Raw genomic sequence first — 19274 nt, 5'->3', positions numbered from 1 at the left:
TCATGTCCAAGGTACTGACTTCCCTGCCCGCCGGTGAGCGGGTCGGCATCGCGTTCTCCGGCGGCCTCGACACCTCGGTGGCGGTGGCCTGGATGCGCGAGAAGGGCGCCGTCCCCTGCACCTACACGGCCGACATCGGTCAGTACGACGAGCCGGACATCTCCGGCATCCCCGGTCGTGCGATGCAGTACGGCGCCGAGCTGGCCCGGGCCATCGACATCAAGGAGCCGTTGGTCGACGAGGGGCTCGCCGCGCTCGCCTGCGGTGCGTTCCACATCCGGTCGGGCGGCCGGACCTACTTCAACACGACGCCGCTCGGTCGCGCGGTCACCGGCACGCTGCTCGTGCGGGCCATGCACGAGGACGGCGTCGACATCTGGGGCGACGGCTCGACCTTCAAGGGCAACGACATCGAGCGGTTCTACCGCTACGGCCTGCTGGCCAACCCCGAGCTGCGCATCTACAAGCCCTGGCTCGACGCCGACTTCGTCAGCGAGCTCGGCGGCCGCACCGAGATGAGCCAGTGGCTCACCGAGCGGGGCCTGCCGTACCGCGACAGCCAGGAGAAGGCCTACTCGACCGACGCGAACATCTGGGGCGCCACGCACGAGGCCAAGACCTTGGAGCACCTCGACGTCTCGCTCGAGACCGTCGAGCCGATCATGGGCGTCAAGTTCTGGGACCCCTCGGTCGACATCGACACCGAGGACGTCACGATCACCTTCGAGGCCGGCCGGCCCGTCGCGATCGATGGCGACACCTTCGGCGGCGACGCCGTCGCGCTCGTCCACGCGGCCAACACGATCGGCGGACGCCACGGGCTCGGCATGTCCGACCAGATCGAGAACCGGATCATCGAGGCCAAGAGCCGGGGCATCTACGAGGCGCCGGCGATGGCGCTGCTGCACATCGCCTACGAGCGCCTCGTCAACGCGATCCACAACGAGGACACGATCGCGAACTTCCACCAGCACGGTCGTCGTCTGGGCCGGCTCATGTACGAGGGCCGGTGGCTCGACCCGCAGGCCATGATGCTGCGCGAGTCGGTCGAGCGCTGGATCGCCTCGCTCGTGACCGGAAGCGTGACGTTGCGCCTGCGGCGGGGCGAGGACTACTCGATCCTCGACACGCAGGGCGAGAACTTCTCGTACCACCCCGACAAGCTCTCGATGGAGCGCACCGACAACGCGGTCTTCGGACCCCACGACCGCATCGGTCAGCTCACGATGCGCAACCTGGACATCGCCGACTCGCGGACCAAGCTCGAGATGTACGCCGCGCAGCCGCTCGACCAGGGTCAGGTGCTGGTCGAGAACGGCACGTTGTTCGGCGACCTGCCGGCCGGCGGTGCCGTCCGCATCGAGGCCAACCCGGCCGCCAGCGGCGACGAGGAGGTCGCGCTCGACGCGGCCGCCATGGAGCTCGGCACCGACTGAGTCCACCACCGCCCGCCACTTCTGCAAGGGTTGAACCATGAGCCACACGTACAACGTCGCCGTCGCCGGCGCGAGCGGGTACGCCGGTGGTGAGGTCCTGCGCCTCCTGCTCGGTCACCCGGCCATCAGCATCGGCGCGCTCACCGCAGCCTCGAGCGCCGGATCGCGGCTGGTCGAGCACCAGCCGCATCTGGTCCGTCTGCACGACCGCGTGATCGAGCCCACGACGCCGGAGACCCTCGCGGGCCACGACGTCGTGTTCCTCGGCCTGCCCCACGGCGAGTCCGGCAAGGTCGCCGCGGCGCTCGGTCCCGACACCCTCGTGATCGACTGCGGCGCCGACCACCGGCTGGAGAGCGCCGAGGACTGGGTCGCCTACTACGGCAGCGAGCACGCCGGGACCTGGCCCTACGGCCTGCCGGAGCTCATGATCGGCGGTGACGAGCCGGGTGCGAACCGTCAGCGGGAGGAGCTCGGCTCGGTCACGCGCATCGCGGTCCCGGGGTGCAACGTCACGGCCGTGACGCTCGGCCTGCAGCCGGCGATCGCCGGTGGCCTCGTCGAGAGCACCGACCTGGTCGCGGTCCTGGCCAACGGCTACTCCGGTGCCGGCAAGGCGGCCAAGCCGCATCTGCTGGCCTCCGAGGGACTCGGCGCCGCGGTGCCGTACGCGGTCGGTGGCACGCACCGGCACATCCCGGAGATCGTCCAGAACCTGCGTCATGCCGGTGCGAGCGACGTGGCCCTGTCGTTCACCCCGACCCTGGTGCCGATGTCGCGGGGCATCCTCGCCACGGCCACGGCGCGCCTTCGGCCGGGCACCGACCTGGCGTCGGTGCGCGCGGCGTACGACGCGGCGTATGCGACCGAGCCGTTCGTGCACCTGCTGCCGGAGGGCGTGTGGCCCTCCACCGCGGCGACGCTCGGCTCGAACCAGGTCCACGTGCAGGTCGCGATCGACGAGAAGGTCGGCCGGCTCGTCACGGTCACGGCGCTCGACAACCTGGTCAAGGGCACCGCCGGCGGTGCGATCCAGTCCATGAACCTCGCCCTCGGTCTGCCCGAGACCACCGGCCTGCCGACCGAAGGAGTTGCCCCATGAGCGTCACGGCCGCGGCAGGATTCAAGGCGTCCGGCATCGCTGCCGGTCTGAAGACGAGCGGGGCACCCGATGTCGCGCTGGTCGTCAACGACGGCCCCATCTCGTCGGCCGCTGCGGTCTTCACGTCGAACCGGTGCAAGGCCAATCCGGTCCTGTGGAGCGAGCAGGCCATCTCGACCGGCAGCGCTCGAGCGGTCGTGCTGAACTCCGGCGGCGCCAACTGCTACACGGGTGCGGCCGGTTTCCAGATCGTGCACGAGACGGCCGAGCTCGCCGGTGAGCTGCTCGGCGTCGGCCCGATCGACGTGCAGGTGTGCTCGACCGGTCTGATCGGCTTGCTGAACGACAAGGACGACCTGCTGGGCGGGGTGCGCGAGGCGGTCTCGGCCCTCAGCGCCGACGGGGGAGCCGCGGCTGCGACCGCGATCATGACCACCGACACCGTGAGCAAGCAGGCCGTCCGCACCGGCGGGGGTGCCGGCGGCTACACGATCGGTGCCATGGCCAAGGGGGCCGGCATGCTCGCCCCGGCGCTGGCCACGATGCTCGTCGTCATCACGACCGATGCCGACCTGGCCGCGACCGACCTCGACGCGGCCCTGCGGGCGGCCACGGCGCAGTCCTTCGACCGCCTCGACTCCGACGGGTGCCAGTCGACCAACGACACCGTGCTGCTGATGGCCTCCGGCGCCGCCGAGGTCTCGCCCGACCTGGCCGAGTTCACGAGCCTGCTGACCGAGGTGTGCCGTGACCTCGCGCTGCAGCTGCTGGCCGACGCCGAGGGCGCCGACCACGAGATCGCGATCGAGACGGTCAACGCCGCCAGCGAGCAGGACGCCCTGGAGGTCAGCCGGTCGGTCGCGCGCAGCAATCTGTTCAAGTGCGCGATCTTCGGCAAGGACCCCAACTGGGGGCGCATCCTGGCGTCGGTCGGCACCACGGATGCCGCCTTCGACCCGGCGGACCTCGACGTCGCGCTCAACGGCGTCTGGGTCTGCCGCCAGAGCGGCCCTGCCGAGGACCCCAGCAGCATCGACCTCGAGCAGCGCGCCGTCACCGTCACGATCGACCTCAAAGCAGGAAAGGAGGCGGCGACGATCTGGACCAACGACCTCACGCAGGCGTACGTCCACGAGAACTCCGCCTACAGCTCATGAACGACTTCAAGAGCGTCCCGACGAGCACCGACGACGGGCCCGACGAGTGGCACCCGGATGACTGGAAGAAGGCCACGACCAAGGCCGGCATCCTGGCGCACGCGCTGCCGTGGCTGAAGAAGTACCACGACAAGGTCGTGGTCGTGAAGTACGGCGGCAACGCCATGACCGACGACACGCTCAAGCAGGCGTTCGCCGAGGACATCGTCTTCCTGCGTCTGGCGGGGTTCAAGCCCGTCGTGGTGCACGGCGGTGGCCCGCAGATCAGCACGATGCTCGACAAGCTCGACATCGAGTCGGAGTTCCGTGGCGGCCTGCGGGTCACGACCCCGGAGACGATGGACGTCGTCCGGATGGTCCTGACCGGCCAGGTGGGCCGCGAGCTCGTGGGCCTGCTCAACCGCCACGGCGCGATGGCCGTCGGTCTCTCGGGTGAGGACGCAGGGCTGTTCACGGCCGAGCGCACGATGCCGCTCGTCGACGGTGAGCCGGTCGACGTCGGCCTGGTCGGGGAGGTCGTCGACGTCCGTCCCGAGGCCGTGCGGGACATCATCGAGGCGGGCCGCATCCCGGTCGTGTCGAGCGTCGCGCCCGACAAGCACGGGCAGGTGCACAACGTCAACGCCGACACGGCAGCGGCGGCCCTCGCGGTGGCCCTGGGGGCCGAGAAGCTCCTGGTCCTGACCGACGTCGAGGGGCTCTACGCCGACTGGCCGAACTCGACCGACGTGATCGGGGAGATCAGCCCGGAGAGCCTCGAGGCCCTGATCCCCGGCCTGGCCAGCGGCATGATCCCGAAGATGACCGCCTGCCTCAAGGCCGTCCAGGGCGGCGTGGCCCGCGCGACCGTGGTCGACGGTCGTGAGTCGCACGCGGTGCTCCTGGAGATGTTCACCGACGAGGGGGTCGGCACCCAGGTCGTGCCGGGTGCTCGCACCCGGATCCGCACGGCGCTGTACTCCACGAGCGTCGACAAGGAGAAGCCGTGACGAGCCAGCCCACCCGGCCCGCGGGCTGGGCGGGCACGCCCGTCACGGGCGCCGAGCTGACGGCGCGCTACCAGGACTCGGTCATGAACACCTTCGGGGTGCCGGCTCGGGTGCTCGCCCGGGGTGAGGGCTCGACGGTGTGGGACGTCGACGGCAACCGCTACCTGGACCTGCTCGGCGGCATCGCGGTCAACTCCCTCGGCCACGCGCACCCGGCCATCGTCGAGGCGGTCACGAGCCAGCTGCAGACGCTCGGGCACGTGTCGAACTTCTTCATCTCCGAGCCGCAGGTCCGGCTCGCGGAGAAGCTGCTGGAGCTGCTCGGCGGTCAGCCGGGGGCGGCAAACGGAAGAGTCTTCTTCGCGAACTCCGGCGCCGAGGCGAACGAGGCGGCGTTCAAGGCCACCCGGCGCACGGGGCGCACCCGCGTCGTCGCGACCGAGGGCAGCTTCCACGGGCGCACGATGGGCTCGCTGGCGCTGACCTCCAAGGCGCAGTACCGCGAGCCGTTCGAGCCGCTGCCCGGCGACGTGACCTTCGTCCCGTACGGCGACGCCCCGGCCCTCGAGGCGGCGATCGACGACACCGTCGCGGCCTTCGTGGTCGAGCCGATCCAGGGTGAGGCCGGGGTCGTCGACCCGCCGGAGGGCTACCTGGCCGCTGCGCGGGAGATCACGGCGCGGCACGGTGCGCTGCTGTGGGTCGACGAGGTGCAGACCGGGGTCGGACGCACGGGGGACTGGTTCGCGCACACCTCCTCGGGTGTCGTGCCCGATCTCGTGACGCTCGCCAAGGGCCTCGGGGGCGGGATCCCGATCGGCGCGATGATCGCGCTGGGTGACGCTGCGACCCTGCTCGGGCCGGGCCAGCACGGCACGACCTTCGGCGGCAACCCGGTGGCCACGGCCGCCGCGCTGGCCGTCATCGCGACGATCGAGTCCGAGGGGCTGCTCGCGAGCGCGACGGCGCGTGGCGACCAGCTCGCGGCGGGGCTGGCGCGTCACCCCCGGGTGCAGGCCGTGACCGGACGCGGGCTGCTGCGCGGCGTCGTCCTGACCGAGCCGCGGGCGGCCGACGTCCAGGCCGCCGCCTACGACGCGGGCCTGATCGTCAACGCGCCGACGCCGGACCGGCTGCGCCTCGCACCGGCGCTCGTGCTGACCGAGGACGAGGCGGCCCACGCCGTCGCCACGATCTCGGCCCTGCTCGACGAGGTCCTGGCGTGACGACACCGGTCCTGCGGCACCTGCTGCGCGACGACGACCTCAGCCCGGCCGAGCAGGCCGAGGTGCTGGCGCTCGCCGCGCAGCTCAAGGCCGAGCCGTACAGCCGCCGCCCCCTCGAGGGTCCCCAGACGGTCGCGGTCATGTTCGACAAGTCCTCCACCCGCACGCGCGTGTCGTTCGCGGTCGGCATCGCCGACCTCGGCGGTTCCCCCCTGGTCATGGACCGCGGCACGACCCAGGCTGGCCGCGGAGAGCCGGTCGAGGACACGGCCCGGGTCCTGGGACGCATGGTCAGCGGGGTCGTGTGGCGCACGTACCACCAGCGTGACCTCGAGACGATGGCCGCGATGTCCGGGGTCCCGGTCGTCAACGCCCTGAGCGACGACTTCCACCCGTGTCAGATCCTGGCCGACTGGCAGACCGTGATCGAGCACAAGGGCACGCTGGCCGGACTCCAGGTGGCCTTCCTGGGCGACGGTGCCTGCAACATGGGTCACTCCTACGTCCTCGGTGGCGCCACGGCCGGCATGCACGTCCGGATCGGTGCGCCGCAGGGGTACCAGCCCGCTGCCGAGGTCGTGGCCGACGCCGAGCGCATCGCGGCCACCACGGGCGGCTCGGTCACGGTCACGGCCGATCCGGTCGCGGCCGTGACGGGAGCCGACGTCGTGATCACCGACACGTGGGTCTCCATGGGGCTGGAGGACACCAAGGCCGAGCGCCTGGCGGTCTTCGGCCCGTACTCGCTGACCAGCGAGGCGCTCGCGCTGGCCAAGCCCGATGCGATCGTGCTCCACTGCCTGCCGGCCTACCGGGGTCTGGAGATCGCCGCGGAGGTGCTCGACGGCCCGCAGAGCGTCGTGTGGGACGAGGCCGAGAACCGGTTGCACGCCCAGAAGGCCGTCCTGACGTGGCTCCTCGAGAAGTCGCGGGCATGAGGACGTGGCACGCATGACCGTTCCTGACACCAAGGCCGCCCGCCAGCAGCTCGTCGTCGAGCTGCTGCAACGTCACCCCGTGCGCTCGCAGGGCGACCTCGTCGTGCTGCTGCAGGAGCGCGGCGTGCACGCCACGCCCTCGACCCTCTCGCGCGACCTCGTGGAGCTCGATGCCGTGCGGGTGCGGCACGCCGACGGCGGGCTCGTGTACGCGGTCCCGGCTGAAGGCGGAGACCGCACCCCGCAGCCCGCCGGCGACAGCGCCGCCGCCCTGGCCCGCATGGCCCGACTCGCGCGGGAGGTCGTCGTGAGCGCCGAGTCGTCGGCCAATCTCGTGGTGCTGCGGACGCCGCCGGGAGCCGCCCAGTACTTCGCCTCCGCCGTCGACCACGTCGCGATGCCGGCCGTGCTCGGCACGATCGCCGGCGACGACACGGTCATGATCATCTGCCGTGACCCTCTGGGTGGCGACGACTTGGCCGCCCACTTCACCGACCTCGCCCGTAAGGTGCCCACCGATGACTGACTCTCGCGAGATCGACACGACCAGCGGCACCGAGGTGGCCTCCGGGGGGGAGTCCCGCCTGTGGGGCGGCCGGTTCGCCAGCGGGCCGTCGCCCGAGCTCACCGAGCTCTCGCGGTCGACGCACTTCGACTGGCGCCTGGCACCGTACGACCTGGCCGGCTCCCGCTCGCACGCCCGCGTGCTGCACGCCGCCGGGCTCCTGACGGCCGAGGACCTCGCCGCGATGCTCGAGGGCATCGCGGCGCTCGACGGCGACGTCCGCTCGGGTGCGTTCCTGCCCGAGCCCGACGACGAGGACGTCCACTCCGCGCTCGAGCGCGGCCTGATGGAGCGGCTGGGGCCGGAGCTGGGCGGGCGCCTGCGGGCCGGCCGGTCGCGCAACGACCAGGTCGCCACCCTGTTCCGCGCCTACCTGCGGGAGCACGCGCGCCTCGTGGCCCGCCTCGTGGGCGAGCTGGTGCGGGCGCTGGCCGACCAGGCCGAGGCCCACCTGGGGGCTGCCATGCCGGGCCGCACCCACCTGCAGCACGCGCAGCCGGTGCTGCTGTCGCACCACCTGCTGGCGCACGCGTGGCCGCTCGTGCGCGACCTGGACCGGCTGCGCGAGTGGGACGCCCGGGTCGGCGCCGAGTCGCCCTACGGCTCGGGGGCGCTCGCAGGCTCGTCGTTGGGCCTGGACCCCGAGGCGGTCGCCGCGGACCTGGGCTTCGCGGGCTCCACGCCCAACTCGATCGACGGCACGTCGTCGCGGGACTTCGTGGCGGAGTTCGCCTTCGTGGCGGCCCAGATCGGGGTCGACGTCTCGCGTCTGGCCGAGGAGGTCATCCTCTGGAACACCAAGGAGTTCGGCTTCGTCACGCTGCACGACGGCTACTCCACCGGGTCGAGCATCATGCCGCAGAAGAAGAACCCCGACATCGCCGAGCTCGCCCGGGGCAAGTCGGGCCGGCTCATCGGCAACCTCGCCGGGCTTCTCGCGACGCTCAAGGCGCTCCCGCTGGCCTACAACCGGGACCTGCAGGAGGACAAGGAGCCGGTGTTCGACTCCGTCGACACCCTCGAGGTCCTGCTGCCGGCCTTCACCGGCATGATCGCCACGCTCACGTTCCACACCGACCGCATGGCCGAGCTCGCGCCGCAGGGATTTGCGCTCGCCACCGACATCGCCGAGTGGCTGGTCCGCGAGGGGGTCCCGTTCCGCAGCGCCCACGAGATCTCCGGGGCCTGCGTGCAGGTGTGCGAGCAGCGGGGCATCGAGCTCGACGAGCTGACCGACGACGACTTCGCGGCGATCTCGCCGCACCTGACGCCCGCGGTGCGCGAGGTCCTGACGGTCGAGGGGTCGATCGCGTCGCGCGACGGCCGCGGTGGCACCGCGCTGGCGCGGGTCACCGAACAGCTCGCCGAGCTGCGCAAGCGCCTGTAGGCCTGCGCCCACCGGCGAGGTCGCCCGTTCCGGTGGTGCCGGATCGAGGTCGGCCGTTCTGGTGGTGCGGGATCGAGGTCGGTCGTCCTGGTGGTGCGGGATCGCGGTCGCCCGTTCTGGTGGTCGAGTTCGTCCCGAGGGACGAGGGGCGAGTATCGAGACCCTGGTTGCGTGATCGCGCGCGGTTGGCTCGGCCGGTGGTGCCGGATCGAGGTGGGCTTGTTCTGGTGGTCGAGTTCGTCCCGAGGGACGAGGGGCGAGTATCGAGACCCTGGTTGCGTGATCGCGCGAGGTCGGTCCGGCCGGTGGTGCCGGATCGAGGTCGCCTGACCGGGTCTCGATACGCCGCCCTCGTTCCTCGGTCAGCACTCGACCAACGGGTAGGGCGACGTCGTCGCCGGGGCCTCAGCTCACGGAGTAGCGGCGCTCGGGGCGCCCAGTCGTGCCGTACTGCAGACGCACCGTGGCGCGGCCCTCCGTCACGAAGTGCTCGAGGTAGCGTCGCGCGCTGACCCGGGAGAGCCCCACGTCCTGGCCGGCCTCGCTGGCGGACAGCTCGCCGCGCTGGCGCAGCGCCTCCAGGACCGCCCCGGCGGTCTCCTGGCTGAGGCCCTTCGGCAGCTCGGTCGAGACCCCCGCCGCGCCGAACGCCCGGTCGATCGAGGCCTGGTCGACCACCTGGGGATCGCTGTCGAGGGTCCCGAGGGCGGTCAGCGTCGCGCGCACCGCCTGGAGCCGGGTCTCCAGCGCCGGGTGCTCGAACGGCTTGACGAGGTACTGCTGCGCACCGCCCAGCAGGGCGGCGCGCACGATCTCGGCGTCGCGCTCGGCGGTGACCATGACGACGCCGACCTCGTGGCCGAGGGCGCGGACCTGACGCAGCACCTCGAGACCGTCCAGGTCGGGGAGGTGGACGTCGAGCAGCACGATGTCGGGGGAGAGCTGCGTGACCAGCTCGAGGGCCTCGGCGCCTGTGCGAGCCGTGCCCACCGTGGTGAACCCCGCGGTGCGCTCGACGAATCGCTCGTGGATGCGCGCGACCATGAAGTCGTCGTCGACCACGAGCACGCGCAGGTCGCGGACCGTGCTCATCGCGACGCCGCCCCGGTCACGACGGTGTGAGGGGAGGGGGCGACCAGCGGGACCCTGACCTCGAAGCGCGCGCCGTGCTCGCCGGTGTGGACGACGTCGACCCGGCCCCCGCGGCGGGTCGCGATGACGCGCACGAGCGGCAGACCGATCCCGCGGCCGCCGAGCACCTCGGGCTTGGTCGAGAACCCCCGGACGAAGATCGTGTCGCGCAGGTGGTCCGGTACCCCGGGGCCGGTGTCGGTGACGGTCACCACGACGTCCTGGTCGACCACTCCGGTCATGACCTCGACCTGGGCCGGCTCGTGCCCGCGGCTGGCGTCGATCGCGTTGTCGATCAGGTTGCCGATGATCGTCGTGAGATCGGCGGAGAGGTCCGCCGCGACGGCGGGCAGGTGGGCCTGATCGTGCAGGACCAGGCGCACCGCGACCTCCGTGGCCGCGGAGGACTTGGCGACGAGCAGCGCGGCGACCGCCGGGTCCTCGACCCGGTCTCGGATCCGCGCGTCGAGGTCGGCTCGCTCCCGGGTCAGCGTGCCGAGCAGCTGGGCGAGCTCGTCGTACTCCTCCAGCTCGACCAGGCCCGAGATCGTGTGCAGGCGGTTCGCGAACTCGTGCGTCTGGGCCCGGAGGGTGTCGCTGATCGAGAGGTTCGAGCTGAGCTGGTTCTGCAACGAGACGAGCTCGGTCCGGTCGCGCATGGTCGTGACGCTACCGATCCCACGGCCGTGGCTGCTCGCCGCGCGCCGGTTGACGACCAGGACCCGGTCGCCCACCACGACGACCTCGTCGTGCGCGTCGTCGTGGTCGCCGAGCAGCCGCCGCACGTCCTCGGGCAGGTCGAGGCTCGAGACCGGGCGACCGATCACCACGCCCTGCAGGCCCAGCAGGGCGCGGGCGCCGTCGTTGACGAGCGTGACCCGCCCTGACGGGTCGACCGCCACGACTCCTTCGCCGATGCTGTGCAGGAGGGCCTCGCGATGGTCGGCCAACGTCGCGATCTCGGCGCTGCCGAGGCCCCGGGTGCGGCGCTTGAGCAGGCGCGAGACCCACCACGTCCCGAGGCCCCCGGCGAGGGCCCCGATGCCCAGGAAGACCGCGAGGTCGGTCGTCTCGTCGGTGATGCGGTCCCACAGCCGGGGGTACGCCTGCGTCGCGATCGTGAAGCCGAGCACCGAACCGTCGTCGCCGATGACCGGGGCGTGGGCGGCGACCACGCGGACGCCGTTGATCGTGAGGTCGCCGCTCCAGCCGCGGCCCTCGCCGATGCGGCTGTCGCCGAGGACGGCCCGGGTACCGACCTCGCGCGGATCGGAGGAGGCCACGATGGTGCCGCCGGCGTCGGCGATGGCGACCGTCGTCGCGCCGGACAGCTGCAGGCCGCGGTCGACCGTCGGGGCGAGGGCCCGTGTCGCGCCGGGCTCGTCGATCTGGTCGCGCACGACCGCGACGTTCGAGGTGTACTCGGCGACCGACCGCATCGCGCTGCCGCGGGTGGCCTGGAACGTCTCGGTGCTCTGCCGCACCGAGATCATGGCGATCACGACGAGCACGCCGCAGATGACCACGAGCTGCAGCATGAGGATCTGACCGGCCAGGGTCAGTCGCGTACGACGCATGATCACAACGACCACAACCTCCTTTGCGTCCAGAAGAGTGACGCAGACCACATCATCGCCCAGGATCGTCGTGACCCAGGAGGAACCATGACATCACGTCGATGGAGCCGTGCTCTCGCACTGGCCCTCGCCGCCGTCCTCGTCGCCACCGTCTCGGCGTGCGGCGTGACTCGAGACGGCACCGACCCCGACAACCGCCGGCTGCGGATGATGATCCCGAACAGTCCCGGTGGCGGCTACGACCTGACAGGCCGCTCGGCCGCCCAGGTCATGGAGCAGGACGGGCTGACCGGCCGGTTCGAGATCAACAACGTCATCGGCGCGAGCGGCACGGTCGCGATGCAGCGCCTGCTCAACGAGAAGGGTTCCGACGACGTCATGCTCCTGATGGGCCTCGGCGTCGTCGGAGCGGTGTTCACCAACAGGTCCGACGCCACGGTCGATCGGGCCACACCCGTCGCCGGTCTCGTCGCGGAGGCCGAGGGCATCCTCGTGCCCGCGGACTCGCCGTTCCAGAGTGTCGACGACCTCGTGGCGGCGTGGACGGCCGATCCCGGCAGCGTCACCGTCGGCGGCGGCTCGTCGCCGGGCGGCCCCGACCACTTGTTCCCGATGCAGCTCGCGCAGACGATCGGCATCGACCCGAACGACGTCAACTACATCGCCTACGACGGTGGAGGACCACTGACGACGGCACTGCTCGGCGAGAAGATCGACGTCGGCATGTCGGGCCTCGGGGAGTTCCAGGGCCAGATCGACAGCGGGGAGCTGCGCGTCCTGGCGGTCTCGGGTGCCGAACGCCTGGAGACGGTCGACGCGCCGACGCTCCAGGAGGAGGGCGTCGACCTGGAGTTCCTCAACTGGCGCGGTGTCCTCGCACCGCCGGGCATCTCCGAGGAGGCGCGCCAGGACCTGGTCGACCTGCTCACCGAGATGCACGACACCCCGGAGTGGGAGGACGCGCTCGAGCGCAACGGCTGGATCGACAACTTCATGGTCGGCGAGGAGTTCGAGGACTTCCTCATCGAGCAGAACAACCGCGTCGAGTCGACGCTGAAGGAGCTGGGACTGGCATGACCACCGACATCACCCCTGAGGCACGGGAGTCGTCCCGCGGAAAGATCGTCGACACCGCGCAGTACGGCCTCGCGGCCTTCCTGCTGGTCGTCGGCGTGCTGGTCCTGGTCGACGCCGCGGGCCTCAAGGACGGGTTCGCCGATCAACCCGTCCAGCCGTACACCTTCGGCTACGTCATCGGATCGGTCCTGGTCCTGCTGTCGGTGCTGCTGACGGTCGCGACCTACCGGGGCGACGTCGCCGAGGCCGAGGGTGGCGAGGACGTCGACCTCACGCAGGGCAGCGACTGGGCGACCGTCGCCAAGCTCGGCGCCGTGTTCGTGGTCGTCGTGCTGACGATCAGCTGGCTCGGCTGGGCGATCGTCGGCGCGTTCCTGTTCGTCGGGACCGCGCGAGTGCTGGGCAGCCGCCGGCTGATCCTCGACATCGCGATCGGCACGGCGCTCGGACTGCTGACCTGGTACGGGTTCTACGTGGGGCTCGGCATCCCGATCCCCGCGGGCGTCCTGGACGGGGTGCTCTGACATGGAGCTTCTCCTCGACGGGTTCGCGACCGCGCTGACCCCCACCAACCTGCTCTTCGCCGTGATCGGCGTGCTGCTCGGCACGGCGGTCGGCGTGCTGCCCGGCATCGGCCCGGCCATGACCGTGGCCCTGCTGCTGCCCGTGACGTACAACGTCTCGCCGAGCAGTGCGCTCATCATGTTCGCCGGCATCTACTACGGCGGCATGTACGGCGGCTCGACGACCTCGATCCTGCTCAACACGCCGGGGGAGTCCTCCTCGGTCGTCACGGCGCTCGAGGGCAACAAGATGGCCAAGAAGGGTCGTGCGGCCCAGGCCCTGGCCACGGCGGCGATCGGCTCGTTCATCGCCGGCACGATCGGCACGGTCCTGCTCGTGGTGCTCGCGCCGAACATCGCCGATCTCGTCGTCACGCTCGGCGCGCCGTCGTACTTCGCCATCATGGTGCTCGCCCTGTTCGCGGTGACCGCGGTGCTCGGGTCCTCCAAGCTGCGCGGCTTCGTCGCCCTGTTCCTGGGGCTCGCGATCGGTCTGGTAGGCACGTCCACGGGCCAGGCACGCATGACGTTCGGGGAGGCCAAGCTCGCCGACGGCATCGACATCGTGATCGTCGCGGTCGCGATCTTCGCGATCGGCGAGGCCCTGTGGGTCGCGGCGCACCTGCGTCGCAAGCCGCTGGAGATCATTCCCGTGGGTCAGCCGTGGATGAGCCGCAGCGACTGGCGTCGCTCGTGGATGCCGTGGCTGCGCGGCACGGCGTACGGCTTCCCGTTCGGCGCGCTGCCGGCCGGTGGCGCCGAGGTGCCGACGTTCCTGTCGTACATCACCGAGCGTCGCCTCTCCAAGCACCCCGAGGAGTTCGGTCACGGGGCCATCGAGGGCGTCGCGGGGCCGGAGGCCGCCAACAACGCCTCGGCCGCCGGCACCCTGGTGCCCCTGCTCGCGATCGGTCTGCCCACCACCGCGACGGCTGCGGTCATCCTGGTCGCGATGCAGAACTACGGACTCCAGCCCGGCCCGCAGTTCCTCGACGCGAACCCCGAGCTGGTCTGGGCCCTGCTCGCGAGCCTGTTCATCGCGAACACGCTGCTGCTGCTGATCAACCTGCCGCTCGCGCCGGTCTGGGCGAAGCTGCTGCAGATCCCGCGGCCCTACCTGTACGCCGGCATCCTGTTCTTCGCCTCGCTCGGGGCCTACAGCGTCAACTTCGACGCGTTCGACCTGGCGCTGCTGGGGGTGCTGGGTCTGCTGGGCCTGGCGATGCGGCGGTTCGGGCTCCCGGTCCTTCCGCTCGTGATCGGGGTGATCCTCGGCCCGCTGCTGGAGCTGCAGCTGACGCAGGCACTGGCGATCTCGCAGGGTGACGTGTCGACCTTGTGGAGCGAGCCGGTCGCGGTGGCCGTCTACATCGTCATGGCGCTGCTGCTGATCGGCACGATCGTGGCAGGACGTCGGACGGGGACCCCCTCGTCCGAGCTGGAGGACGAGAAGCAGGAGGTGTCCGCATGACGGTCGTCGTGGCCTGGTCGGCCGACGAGTACGGAGCGGCCGCGCTGGCCCACGCCGTGGCCCAGGCGGAGCAGCGCCACGAGGACCTCGTGGTCGTGAACGTGACGCGCGGCGACGCCCTCGTGGATCGGCGCTACGCCGCCGACGAGGAGATCGCCCGGGTCACGGCCGCCATCACCCAGTTGGGCCTCAAGGTCCGGGTCGCCCACGGCGTCGTCGACGACGTCGCGGCGGCCGTGGTCGACGAGATCCAGGGCACGGGTGCGTCCCTGGCCGTCGTGGGCATCCGGCACCGCTCGCCGGTCGGCAAGATGTTGCTGGGCAGCGTCGCGCAGCGCATCATCCTCGACGCGCCGTGCCCGGTCCTGGCCGTCAAGCCCGAGGCGGGCACCGAGCTGCTCTGACCTAGGTGTGCTGGCCGTCCGAGGCCGTGCCCGCACCCGCGGGCGCGGCCTCGACGGCGTCCGTGGGAAGCGCGCACACGCCGTCGACGCAGACGGGTGCGTCGACCTCGCCGACCATCTCAAAGGGGCCGCTCATGCGGGCTGTCCCGACTCGGTCACGGCCTCCCGGGCGACACGCTCCAGCGCCGTGACGAAGACGTCGGGGGACTGTGCGCCGGAGACCGCGAGCCGACCGTCGAAGACGTAGAACGGTACGCCGCCGATGCCGTACTCGATCGCCTGCTCCTGGTCCGCGCGCACCGCGGGCAGGTGCGCGCCGCTCTCGAGGTCGGTCAGCACCGCGTCGCGATCGAGCCCGACCTCCGCCGCAAGGTCGGCCAGCACCTCGGCGTGGTTGAGGTTGAGGCCCTGCTCGAAGTAGGCCGCCAGCAGGCGCTCCTTGAGCTCGACCTGCTTGCCGTGCGCCTTGGCGTGGTGCAGGGCCTGGTGGGCCAGCACGGTGTTGGCGTGCTGCAGGCTGCCGAAGTCGTAGGCGAGGCCCTCGCCAGCAGCGAGCTCCGTCATCTGCGCGAGCATCTGCTCGGCCTGCTGCGTCGGCAGGCCCTTGTGCTGGGCCAGGAACTGGGCCTCGGTGCCGGCGTAGTCGACCGGCGTCTCGGGGGAGAGCTCGAACGAGTGGTACTCGACCTCGACCTCGCCGTCGAAGCGGGCCACGGCCTGTTCGAAGCGGCGCTTGCCGACGAAGCACCAGGGGCAGGCGATGTCGGACCAGACGTCGACCTTCACGGGATGGCTCATGATGGGTCCAACACGCTGGGGCCGGGTCGTGTTCCCGCCGTCGCGGCCGGCGTGTCCGACACCTTGCGTTCACCTGGAGGTGGGAGCATCCGGCGGTGACCGACCCCGTTGCGGCCTCGCCCCTGCTGCGTTCCGCCGCCGCGCCGGACCCCCGCACCTTGGTCGACATCCTGCGCGCGACGGCGGAGACGGTGCCGGAGTCCCCGGCCGTCGACAACGGCGCCGAGGTCCTCACCTACGCCGAGTTCTGGGAGCGTGCCTCGCTCCTGGCCGACGAGCTCCACGCGCTCGGCGTGGGCCGCGGCGACCGCGTGGGCATCCGCATCGACTCCGGAACGGTCGACCTCTACGCCGCGATCGCAGGTGTGATCGTGGCGGGCGCCGCCTACGTGCCCGTCGACGTCGACGACCCGCCGGAGCGCGCCCGCACCGTGCTGGGGGAGGCGGCCGTGGCCGCGGTCGTGGGTGACGGGATGCAGGTGGCCCTCCGCCGCCCCGCCCGCGAGCTGAGCGAGGACGAGCGGGCGTTCCCCACGACCGAGGACGACGCCTGGATCATCTTCACCTCCGGCTCGACCGGGACCCCCAAGGGCGTGGCCGTGCGTCACCGCAACGCGGCGGCGTTCGTCGACGCGGAGGCGCGCTGGTTCCTGGCCGATGCGCCGCTCGGACCGGGCGACCGCGTCATGGCGGGCCTCTCGGTCGCCTTCGACGCGTCGTGCGAGGAGATGTGGTTGGCCTGGCGGCACGGCGCCTGCCTCGTGCCCGCCCCCCGGTCGCTGGTCAAGAGCGGGGCGGAGCTGGGCGGCTGGCTCGTCGCGAACGGCATCACGGTCGTGTCGACCGTGCCCACGCTCGTGTCGCTGTGGCCCACGTCGGCGCTCGATCGCGTCCGTCTGCTGATCCTCGGCGGCGAGGCATGTCCGCCCGAGATCGGGGCCCGGCTGGCCACCCCGGACCGCGAGGTCTGGAACACCTACGGGCCGACCGAGGCCACCGTCGTGGCGTGCGGCGCGCAGCTCGGGCCGGAGGGTCCCGTACGCATCGGGCTCCCGCTGGACGGCTGGGACCTCGCGGTCGTCGACGCGCAGGGCCTCCCCGTCCCGGAGGGTGAGGCCGGGGAGCTGATCATCGGTGGCGTCGGCCTGGCGCGCTACCTGGACCCCACCAAGGACGCCGAGAAGTACGCCGCGATGCCGACTCTCGGCTGGGAACGCGCCTACCGCAGCGGTGACGTCGTCGTGAACGATCCCGAGGGCCTGCTCTTCCAGGGTCGCGCGGACGACCAGGTCAAGATCGGCGGTCGCCGCATCGAGCTCGGTGAGCTCGACAGCGCGCTCTTGGGCCTGCCGGGCGTCATCGCCGCGGCGGCCGCGATCCGCAAGAGCGCCGCCGGCAACACGGTGCTCGTCGGGTACGTCAGCATCGACCCCGATCATGACCCGGTCTTCGACCCGGCATCCGCGTCCCAGCACCTCCGCGCCACGATGCCCGCCGCGTTGGTGCCCCGGCTCGCGGTGGTCGAGACGATCCCCACCCGCACCTCCGGCAAGATCGACCGTGACGCGCTCCCGTGGCCGCTGCCGTCGGACGAGTCGGCAACGGCCGATCTCGGTTCCGGCGCTGCGTGGCTGGCGGGCCTCTGGCGGGACCTGCTCGGAGCGAGCCCCGACGGCGCCGACGCGGACTTCTTCGACCTCGGTGGCGGCAGCCTGACCGCGGCGCAGCTCGTCGCGCGGGTCCGTGAGGAGATCCCCGAGCTCACGGTCGCCGACGTCTACGAGCACCCGACGCTGGGCGACCTGGCGACGGTCCTGGAGGGCATGCGAGGGCGCGACGCCAAGGCCAACGAGACAGTGCACCCGGTGCCGCTCGGGTCGCAGGTCGCCCTGACGCTGGCGACGGTCGTGGCGCGCACGGTCGGCGGCCTGCGCTGGCTGGCGTGGATCGGCCTCGGGGTCCTGGGCGCGCGCAGCGTCCTCGACGCCGCGTGGCTGCCCGAGATGGGGTGGGCGTGGGTGGTCCCGATGTGGCTCCTGCTCGTCCTCCCGCCCGGCCGGGTCCTCGTGGCCTCCGCCCTGGCGCGGGTCGTGCTGCTGGGTGTGTCCCCCGGGCGGTACCGACGCGGTGGCGCCACCCACGTCCGTGTCTGGTTCGCCGAGCGCCTCGCGGCCGAGGTCGGGGCCACCGGACTCGGCTCGGCGGCCCTGACGACCCTCTACGCCAAGCTCCTCGGGTGCTCCGTCGGTCGCGGCGTCGACCTGCACACGGTCCCACCCGTCACCGGGTTCCTGACCCTGGGCGCGCACTGCTCGCTCGAGCCCGAGGTCGACGTCTCCGGCCACTGGGTCGACGGCGGCACGTTCCACCTCGGGCACGTCGCGGTCGGCAAGCGGGCACGGATCGGCACCCGGAGCACCCTGGCCGGAGGAGCGCAGGTCGGCGACGACGCCGAGATCGGTCCGGGGTCCGCGGTGTTCGGGCGTGTGCCCTCCGGCGAGTACTGGTCCGGTGCGCCCGCCGAGGCCGTCGGGCCGGCGCGCGGTCCCTCGGTCACCACCAAGGCGCGACGAAGCCCGGCCTGGATGGTCGCGTACGGGGTCACGGCGCCTCTGCTGTCCGCCCTCCCGGGACTGAGCCTCGCCGTGGCGGCGCTGCTGTGGTTCGCGGTCGCCGGCGTGCCGGACGACGCCGGGTCCGCGTTGGCGACGGCGGTCGTCGCGGTGCCGGCGGTCATGGTCGTCGCCGGACTCCTGCTCGCCGCCGCCATCGTCGTGGTCGTCCGCCTGCAGTCACGCCGGCTCGAGCCCGGCACCCACCCGATCCACGGTCGCCAGGCGTGGCGGGCGTGGACCGTCGTGCGGGTCCTCGACGAGGCGCGCACCTGGCTGTTCCCGCTGTACTCCAGCTTCCTGACCCCGACCTGGCTGCGCCTGCTCGGCGCCCGCATCGGTGACGACGTCGAGGCGTCGACCGTCCTCATGATCCCGAGCCTGACCACCGTGAACGACGGGGCGTTCCTCGCCGACGACACGATGCTGGGCATGTACGAGCTCGGCGGCGGCTGGCTCCGGGTCGAGCGGGTCAAGATCGGCCGCCGCGCCTTCGTCGGCAACTCCGGGATGACGGCCCCGGGACGCAAGGTGCCCAAGGGGGGCCTGGTGGCCGTGCTGTCGGCGGCGCCTCGTCGTGGCACGGCGAAGGCCGGCACGTCATGGCTCGGCAGCCCGCCGGTCCAGCTGCGCCGGTCGGCCGGCGGCGCCGACACGTCACGCACGTTCGAGCCCCCGCGCCGGCTCCGGGTGCTGCGCGCACTGGTGGAGGTCTGCCGGATCGTCGCGGTCTGGGTGTCGGCGTGGATCGGTGTCCTCGTCGTGACCGTGGTTCTGTGGCTCGTGACACAGGGGTCGGTCGTGCTTGCCGCGCTGCTAGGTGTGATGCCCAGGGACGTTG

The 19274-nt window shown here is 71.9% G+C and carries 17 protein-coding genes; 13 read left to right on the top strand and 4 right to left on the bottom strand.

From position 1 onward, the window contains the following. Positions 1-2 precede the first annotated feature (2 nt). Genes argG through argH form a run of 8 tightly spaced genes read left to right on the top strand, consistent with a single transcriptional unit; the run spans position 3 to position 8800 of the window. Positions 3-1436 carry an argininosuccinate synthase gene (argG, locus tag KAG51_RS10905; RefSeq protein ID WP_290583547.1) on the top strand — a complete coding sequence of 478 codons (1434 nt, stop codon included), beginning with the start codon at positions 3-5 and terminating at the stop codon, positions 1434-1436. Between the two features lie 37 nt (positions 1437-1473). Beyond that, positions 1474-2538: an N-acetyl-gamma-glutamyl-phosphate reductase gene (gene argC / locus KAG51_RS10900; RefSeq protein ID WP_290583545.1), complete on the top strand. Its 1065-nt coding sequence runs from the start codon at positions 1474-1476 to the stop codon at positions 2536-2538. Further along, a complete protein-coding gene (argJ, locus tag KAG51_RS10895) occupies positions 2535-3695 on the top strand; it encodes a bifunctional glutamate N-acetyltransferase/amino-acid acetyltransferase ArgJ (protein WP_290583543.1) in 1161 nt (386 codons plus the stop codon). Before argC ends, argJ begins: the two co-directional genes overlap by 4 nt. Then, entirely contained in the window at positions 3692-4684 is a 993-nt protein-coding gene (gene argB, locus KAG51_RS10890) for an acetylglutamate kinase (RefSeq protein WP_290583541.1), read from the top strand. The genes argJ and argB overlap by 4 nt, the downstream gene beginning before the upstream one ends. Continuing rightward, a complete protein-coding gene (locus KAG51_RS10885; RefSeq protein ID WP_290583539.1) occupies positions 4681-5910 on the top strand; it encodes an acetylornithine transaminase in 1230 nt (409 codons plus the stop codon). Before argB ends, KAG51_RS10885 begins: the two co-directional genes overlap by 4 nt. Then, the gene (gene argF / locus KAG51_RS10880; RefSeq protein WP_290583537.1) at positions 5907-6848 is read left to right on the top strand and encodes an ornithine carbamoyltransferase; all 942 of its coding nucleotides are present in this window, start codon (positions 5907-5909) and stop codon (positions 6846-6848) included. Before KAG51_RS10885 ends, argF begins: the two co-directional genes overlap by 4 nt. Positions 6849-6861: 13 nt before the next feature. Next, entirely contained in the window at positions 6862-7374 is a 513-nt protein-coding gene (locus KAG51_RS10875; RefSeq protein ID WP_290583535.1) for an arginine repressor, read from the top strand. Next, positions 7367-8800: an argininosuccinate lyase gene (argH, locus tag KAG51_RS10870; protein ID WP_290583534.1), complete on the top strand. Its 1434-nt coding sequence runs from the start codon at positions 7367-7369 to the stop codon at positions 8798-8800. Before KAG51_RS10875 ends, argH begins: the two co-directional genes overlap by 8 nt. A gap of 405 nt (positions 8801-9205) precedes the next feature. Here argH and KAG51_RS10865 read toward each other — a convergent pair whose 3' ends face one another. Next, positions 9206-9892: a response regulator gene (locus tag KAG51_RS10865; protein ID WP_290583533.1), complete on the bottom strand. Its 687-nt coding sequence runs from the start codon at positions 9890-9892 to the stop codon at positions 9206-9208. Next, entirely contained in the window at positions 9889-11508 is a 1620-nt protein-coding gene (locus tag KAG51_RS10860) for an ATP-binding protein (RefSeq protein ID WP_290583532.1), read from the bottom strand. The genes KAG51_RS10865 and KAG51_RS10860 overlap by 4 nt, the downstream gene beginning before the upstream one ends. 87 nt (positions 11509-11595) lie before the next feature. Here KAG51_RS10860 and KAG51_RS10855 point away from each other — a divergent pair, with 87 nt between their 5' ends. The 4 genes from KAG51_RS10855 to KAG51_RS10840 are packed head-to-tail and all read left to right on the top strand — an operon-like array spanning position 11596 to position 15023. Next, on the top strand, positions 11596-12585 hold the full coding sequence (locus KAG51_RS10855) for a tripartite tricarboxylate transporter substrate-binding protein (RefSeq protein ID WP_290583531.1): 990 nt from the start codon (positions 11596-11598) through the stop codon (positions 12583-12585). Next, positions 12582-13109, top strand: coding sequence for a tripartite tricarboxylate transporter TctB family protein (locus KAG51_RS10850; RefSeq protein WP_290583530.1), 528 nt, complete (start codon positions 12582-12584; stop codon positions 13107-13109). Before KAG51_RS10855 ends, KAG51_RS10850 begins: the two co-directional genes overlap by 4 nt. A gap of 1 nt (position 13110) precedes the next feature. Beyond that, the gene (locus tag KAG51_RS10845) at positions 13111-14619 is read left to right on the top strand and encodes a tripartite tricarboxylate transporter permease (protein WP_290583529.1); all 1509 of its coding nucleotides are present in this window, start codon (positions 13111-13113) and stop codon (positions 14617-14619) included. Next, positions 14616-15023 (top strand): universal stress protein, encoded by a 408-nt coding sequence (locus KAG51_RS10840; protein ID WP_290583528.1) that lies wholly within the window; start codon positions 14616-14618, stop codon positions 15021-15023. Before KAG51_RS10845 ends, KAG51_RS10840 begins: the two co-directional genes overlap by 4 nt. 1 nt (position 15024) lies before the next feature. On the opposite strand, the gene KAG51_RS10835 is transcribed toward KAG51_RS10840, so the two are convergent. Further along, positions 15025-15159, bottom strand: coding sequence for a hypothetical protein (locus KAG51_RS10835; protein ID WP_290583527.1), 135 nt, complete (start codon positions 15157-15159; stop codon positions 15025-15027). Continuing rightward, positions 15156-15821, bottom strand: a complete 666-nt coding sequence (locus tag KAG51_RS10830; protein WP_290583526.1) for a DsbA family oxidoreductase — start codon at positions 15819-15821, stop codon at positions 15156-15158. The genes KAG51_RS10835 and KAG51_RS10830 overlap by 4 nt, the downstream gene beginning before the upstream one ends. Before the next feature lie 95 nt (positions 15822-15916). Between KAG51_RS10830 and KAG51_RS10825 the strand changes: the two genes are divergently transcribed. After that, positions 15917-19274: non-ribosomal peptide synthetase (locus KAG51_RS10825; RefSeq protein ID WP_290583525.1), on the top strand; the 3358-nt coding region annotated here is incomplete at its 3' end.

This window comes from Aeromicrobium sp., from assembly GCF_023146395.1.
GTDB lineage: Bacteria > Actinomycetota > Actinomycetes > Propionibacteriales > Nocardioidaceae > Aeromicrobium.
Note: the sequence above shows the minus strand (reverse complement) of the source record. Positions and strands in the feature narration are given on the sequence as shown.

Coding starts and splice junctions, on each gene's coding strand:
- argG (WP_290583547.1), top strand. CDS start 3: ATGTCCAAGGTACTGACTTCCCTGCCCGCCGGTGAGCGGGTCGGCATC.
- argC (WP_290583545.1), top strand. CDS start 1,474: ATGAGCCACACGTACAACGTCGCCGTCGCCGGCGCGAGCGGGTACGCC.
- argJ (WP_290583543.1), top strand. CDS start 2,535: ATGAGCGTCACGGCCGCGGCAGGATTCAAGGCGTCCGGCATCGCTGCC.
- argB (WP_290583541.1), top strand. CDS start 3,692: ATGAACGACTTCAAGAGCGTCCCGACGAGCACCGACGACGGGCCCGAC.
- KAG51_RS10875 (WP_290583535.1), top strand. CDS start 6,862: ATGACCGTTCCTGACACCAAGGCCGCCCGCCAGCAGCTCGTCGTCGAG.
- argH (WP_290583534.1), top strand. CDS start 7,367: ATGACTGACTCTCGCGAGATCGACACGACCAGCGGCACCGAGGTGGCC.
- KAG51_RS10865 (WP_290583533.1), bottom strand. CDS start 9,892: ATGAGCACGGTCCGCGACCTGCGCGTGCTCGTGGTCGACGACGACTTC.
- KAG51_RS10860 (WP_290583532.1), bottom strand. CDS start 11,508: ATGCGTCGTACGCGACTGACCCTGGCCGGTCAGATCCTCATGCTGCAG.
- KAG51_RS10855 (WP_290583531.1), top strand. CDS start 11,596: ATGACATCACGTCGATGGAGCCGTGCTCTCGCACTGGCCCTCGCCGCC.
- KAG51_RS10850 (WP_290583530.1), top strand. CDS start 12,582: ATGACCACCGACATCACCCCTGAGGCACGGGAGTCGTCCCGCGGAAAG.
- KAG51_RS10845 (WP_290583529.1), top strand. CDS start 13,111: ATGGAGCTTCTCCTCGACGGGTTCGCGACCGCGCTGACCCCCACCAAC.
- KAG51_RS10840 (WP_290583528.1), top strand. CDS start 14,616: ATGACGGTCGTCGTGGCCTGGTCGGCCGACGAGTACGGAGCGGCCGCG.
- KAG51_RS10835 (WP_290583527.1), bottom strand. CDS start 15,159: ATGAGCGGCCCCTTTGAGATGGTCGGCGAGGTCGACGCACCCGTCTGC.
- KAG51_RS10830 (WP_290583526.1), bottom strand. CDS start 15,821: ATGAGCCATCCCGTGAAGGTCGACGTCTGGTCCGACATCGCCTGCCCC.